Source organism: bacterium, assembly GCA_029210545.1.
Classification (GTDB): Bacteria; BMS3Abin14; BMS3Abin14; order BMS3Abin14; family BMS3Abin14; genus JARGFV01.
In genome coordinates, this window is sequence record JARGFV010000164.1 from 1 (window position 1) to 4,565 (window position 4,565).

A 4,565-nucleotide genomic window follows, 5' to 3' on the forward strand; every position below is an offset into this window, starting at 1 on the left:
AAGGATGTAGTGACGGCCCTGGCGGTGGACACGACATTCGGCGGCCTGGCGGACGATGTCGAACTGCCCAGGGTGAGCAGTCTCAAAGTGGACGCCGCCGAGCAGGATTACGCCAGGGGGACGCTGGTCGTGTTCATCCAGTATACGACAGACCTGTACGGGTCCTGACCACAACATGTGGTGGTTTTAGGAGCTCGTAAAGTCCCAGGGTAATACAAGATGTTGTGGTGAGGAGATAATGATGGCGAAGAAGAAGGTGGAAAAGATGCTCTGCACGGTGTCCCACGAGAAGCCCATGCCGGGCGGTGGGTACGTGCAGTTCGAGGCCGGCCGGGAATACCCCATCGGGGTGGTGCCCGGCGGGTCGCCATATTTCAGACCGGTGACAGATGACGCCGGCGAAGCTGAGGAGGACTAGACCATGGCACGACTCAAGGGAAAGTCCACCGAGCTGATGATGAGCCTCTACACCAAGGAGCTCACCTACGACGCCGGTGTGACGATGAACGACACGAACGCCTGCAGCATGAAGGGCTACACGGTGGAGGAGGACTGGCCGGATGAGGTCCAGAGCGACCGGGAGGAGATCACGGGATCGGAGTTCGCTACCGTCCAGGAAATCATCACAAAGGGATTCTCGACGCCGGTGGGGATCCCGAAGGCCAGGCCCAACGACATCATCGGCCTGATGGCCCTGGCCATGGGAGGGGGCGTCACCTCCACTCAGGACGGCGTCACGGGAGCCTACACCCATAAGGTGGCCCTCGCCGGCATCGAGGCGGCAATGCCGTCCATCCAGTCGGAGATCAAAAAGGGAGGGATCCAGTACGGTTACAAGGGCGTGATGTGCAACTCCATCAAGCTGGCTTGCGACGCCGGGCAGCCGGTGTCCGTAGAGGTGGAGCTTATAGGCAGCGGGACCCGAGCGACATCCGCGACCGCCTTCGCCAGCAAGATCACCGAGAGCTGGGTGAAGGCTTCCCAGGCGCTCGCCTGGCTGGAGAGCGGCACCGACATCAGCATCTCGGCCAGCCTCGTCCAGGGGGCAGAGGATATCTCCTCCGCGACACCGGCCGACCTGAAGGCGCGTATCAAGCGGTTCGAGTTCAGCCTGAACAACAACATGGAGGGGGATTTCGGTTACGGTAGCGAGGTGTTCCAGGTCCTCGACAAGGGGATCCGGGAGCTCGGGCTGATGGTCGACCTGACCTTCGCCGATGCCACGGAAATGAACCATTTCCTCAACCAGGACAACCTGGCCCTCGAGTTGGACTTCAAGGGCGCCCAGGTACCGACGGCATCCACCTTGTACTACGGATTCCAGCTGGTGGTCCCACGCTGCCGGTTGCAAAAGGTCCCCTTGCCCAAGGGCGGACCGATGGACGCCCTCACCCAGTCTCTCGAGGTGGAGTTCCTCGATGATGGGACGAACCAGGTATTTCTGTTCGAGGGATACAACGCCAAGAGTCAGTACCTGGCATAGGAGATCCCCATGGCAAAGCTGAACGTCAACAAGACCACTGAAGCGGCCGAGGTCCTCATCAACGGGGACCCGGCTGTTTTCACACTGAGAAAGCCGTCCATCGAGGAGATGCAGAACTACCTCAACTCCCAGGTGGTGGTGACCGGGCGGAAAATGCACGACCAGACCCTGAGGGCCAGATGTAATTTCTTTGACGAGCTCCTCGTCGAGATCTCCGACCTGGAGGATGAAGACGGTGTGGCGATCACCACTGACCGCAAGGACGTGATCCCTCCGAAGATCAAGGCCCGTGTCGTTCAGCAGCTTTTTGAAGAGAATGACTTCACGGTCATCAAAAAAAACTGATAGAGGACTTCCGTCTGCTCATGGAGCGGTCGGAGGTCCCGGACTGTGACGAATGTGACGCTTACGAGGAGAACCCGAGAGACTACGCCATCCTGGAGATCTGCCCGGAATGCCCATGGGGGCAGGTGGTGCAGAACCCTCTCCTCGACAAGATGGTCCGGTATCTGGGCCTGCTGGATGCCGGGGCCCCGGTAGGCCGGTGGGAGCTGACGGATGAGGAGTGGTCGATTCTCGGGGCCCTAAAACTGGAAAGGGAGAAGGTCGCAGCTGAACGGATGAGAGAAAATCATGGCGACACTGAGTAGAGGCAAAAACGTCATCATCGTCATCGGTGCCGATGACAAGAGCGGAAACGTTCTGGAGAAGGTCAAGCTCGGCCTGAAGGATATCGAGTCATCCGGGAAGAGGGCTGGTGCTGGTGCCCGTGATCTCAGGGCGTCCTGGTTCGCCGCCACAGCGGCCGCCACGGCCCTCGTGGCCGGCCTCGGCAAGATCATGCAGGCATACGCCGAGCAGGAGCGGGTTGAGAAGCGCCTGCAGGCTGTCCTGAGATCCAAGGGCCTTGAGGTCCAGGCTGTCAGCAAACACCTCTTTGACTACGCCTCAGCGCTCCAGAGAGCCTCTATCTACGGCGACGAAGCCATCATCCCTGTCCAGCAGCTACTCATCCAGCTCGGGGAGCTGGGAGGGGAAACCCTCGACCGTGCGACCCGCCTCACCCTGGATTTTGCCAGCGCCATGGGCCTGGACCTGCAGTCGGCCGCGGCCTTGATGGCCAAGGCCGCCGGCGGCAACACGTCCGCTCTCAGCCGCTACGGGATCCAGATTGACAGGAACATCCCTCAGACCGAAAAATTCGCCGCCGTGCTCGAACAGGTTGAGCGGAAATTCGGGGGGACCGCACAATCTGATGTCACGACATTTTCCGGGAGTATCCAGCAGTTGGGAAACACTTTTGGGGATCTCACCGAGAAGATAGGTGGAATGAACAGCGGGCCTCTAACTACGGCTGTGAAGAAGTGGAACGATTGGGCCACAGCGGCCGTGGACGCGATAACCCGAGTATCTGACACGTCACTGCTCGCTAAAGTCGAGGCGGAACTCGCCGACCTGGAGGACACACTTAAAAACGGTACGATCGAGATTGATGACATCACCATGACGACTTACCGTCAAGGGCTGTCCGAGGAAGAAAAGAATCAGATCCTGTCGAAGATCACCCAGAAACGCGCATTCATCAACAAAGTCGAAAAGGGCCTGATTTCAGGTGGAGTGGAGGAACCAGCCCCCGCCGGAGGGGACGCTGGAGATGGACAACCAGGTAAAGCCTGGAAGCCGAAGGAGGACCCATGGGCTGACGCCGATATCGACGCCCAGAACCTCGGCCTGTCAGCCATGGCTCTGGAGGCCCGCCGCAACCTGGAGGAAAGCTACCGCCAGGAGGAACTCGCCAGGAAGACCGCCCACGCCGCTGAGTTGGCAGATCTCGATACCGATAGCCAGTCCATTTCCATGGAGCAGTGGCAGTATTTCGAGGAGACCAAAACGCGGATCTCCCGCGAGCAGCAGGCCATGAGGATCGAAGCGGGCAGACAAGGATTCGAGGCGCTCGCCACTCTTTTTCCTCGGGTTAAAGCCTTCGCCATAGGGGAAGCGATTATTAACACATACCAAGGCATCACAAAGGCGCTCGCGAGTGTTCCATATCCACTGAACATCGCCGCAGCGGCTTTGACTGCCGCGCAAGGTTTCGCCGCTGTCAAAGCAATCAAGGGTCAGGGGATCCGAACGGGTGGCGGCACGAGCTCCTACTCGTACGGAGGAGCGTCACAGACGGTGCCGGCACAGGCCACACAGACTCCGACGAACATCTCGTTACAGCTGCCGGCCGGCAGCGCCTACACGAGCGAGGACATGGCGGCCATCATGGAGAACAGTCTCGGCAAGATCATCGAGGCCAACGGCGGGAACGTCGGAAACATCACAATAGCCTATGAGAGAAACTGATGTGGAAACGATGGATCATAGCAGCAGTGTTACTCGCGGGGTGCGGTGGTGGTGACTCTGACTACTACACACTGCCGCCAGGTGGAGAACCTGGAGTTCAACCTGACCAGGAGATCACCTGGTCATATGCAGAGCCGAGCCGGCACACCACCCTGGTGGACCAGTCTATCCTGGAGGCCCGCATGCTGAAGTTGCCGCCCCAATTCGTCCGGGAACTCGAGAACGTCGACAGGAAGAGCTTCGGCCTGCTTGAGATCCAGAGTGCTGGAGTGTCGGACGAGGCAACCACGGAGGCCGACTGGGGGGCGAATATTTTAGCGTCTAACGTGGATTATACAAGTACCCCCCCGGCGGCGGGTGATGTGATGTTATCGACCGACTCCGGATATCACGATGGGGCAACCTCGTATCCAAACAGTGATATTTCCACGGCACTCGATACGACAGGAACGCCACATTACGCCCAGGTAGACGACTGGAACGATACGTCAGATTATCTGTCTTTTTCCGGGACGGCTCCATTTTCCGTTTCCGATCATTTCGGTGTTGATATCGCCACGCTTAAGGGGATGATACCAGATACAGCCTCGATTTATTCAGTGGTTGTCAAGGGATACGTAAACGCAACTACGGCCTATGGTGGTGCTACCGTTGGTATTAGAATTAATGGAAGTGATTATTTCACTGCTAAAACTCCACCGAGCGACCTTTACTCGGTGGAACGGGAGTT

At 58.6% G+C, this 4,565-nt stretch carries 6 protein-coding genes; all 6 read left to right on the top strand.

Annotated features, from left to right (window positions below; translation table 11 throughout):
• Window positions 1-241: 241 nt before the first annotated feature.
• Window positions 242-418 carry a hypothetical protein gene (locus tag P1S46_11745; protein ID MDF1537142.1) on the top strand — a complete coding sequence of 59 codons (177 nt, stop codon included), beginning with the start codon at window positions 242-244 and terminating at the stop codon, window positions 416-418.
• Window positions 419-421: 3 nt separating this feature from the next.
• On the top strand, window positions 422-1,483 hold the full coding sequence (locus P1S46_11750) for a phage tail tube protein (protein ID MDF1537143.1): 1,062 nt from the start codon (window positions 422-424) through the stop codon (window positions 1,481-1,483).
• Between the two features lie 9 nt (window positions 1,484-1,492).
• Entirely contained in the window at window positions 1,493-1,828 is a 336-nt protein-coding gene (locus P1S46_11755) for a hypothetical protein (protein ID MDF1537144.1), read from the top strand.
• A gap of 20 nt (window positions 1,829-1,848) precedes the next feature.
• Window positions 1,849-2,133 (top strand): hypothetical protein, encoded by a 285-nt coding sequence (locus tag P1S46_11760; protein ID MDF1537145.1) that lies wholly within the window; start codon window positions 1,849-1,851, stop codon window positions 2,131-2,133.
• On the top strand, window positions 2,117-3,835 hold the full coding sequence (locus P1S46_11765; GenBank protein ID MDF1537146.1) for a hypothetical protein: 1,719 nt from the start codon (window positions 2,117-2,119) through the stop codon (window positions 3,833-3,835). Before P1S46_11760 ends, P1S46_11765 begins: the two co-directional genes overlap by 17 nt.
• 182 nt (window positions 3,836-4,017) lie before the next feature.
• Window positions 4,018-4,565 (top strand): hypothetical protein (locus tag P1S46_11770; protein ID MDF1537147.1); only part of this gene is annotated, 548 nt, incomplete at its 3' end.

What these genes read in the sequence shown, in the direction of transcription:
- P1S46_11745 (MDF1537142.1), top strand. Translation starts at nt 242, where the DNA reads ATGGCGAAGAAGAAGGTGGAAAAGATGCTCTGCACGGTGTCCCACGAG.
- P1S46_11750 (MDF1537143.1), top strand. Translation starts at nt 422, where the DNA reads ATGGCACGACTCAAGGGAAAGTCCACCGAGCTGATGATGAGCCTCTAC.
- P1S46_11755 (MDF1537144.1), top strand. Translation starts at nt 1,493, where the DNA reads ATGGCAAAGCTGAACGTCAACAAGACCACTGAAGCGGCCGAGGTCCTC.
- P1S46_11760 (MDF1537145.1), top strand. Translation starts at nt 1,849, where the DNA reads ATGGAGCGGTCGGAGGTCCCGGACTGTGACGAATGTGACGCTTACGAG.
- P1S46_11765 (MDF1537146.1), top strand. Translation starts at nt 2,117, where the DNA reads ATGGCGACACTGAGTAGAGGCAAAAACGTCATCATCGTCATCGGTGCC.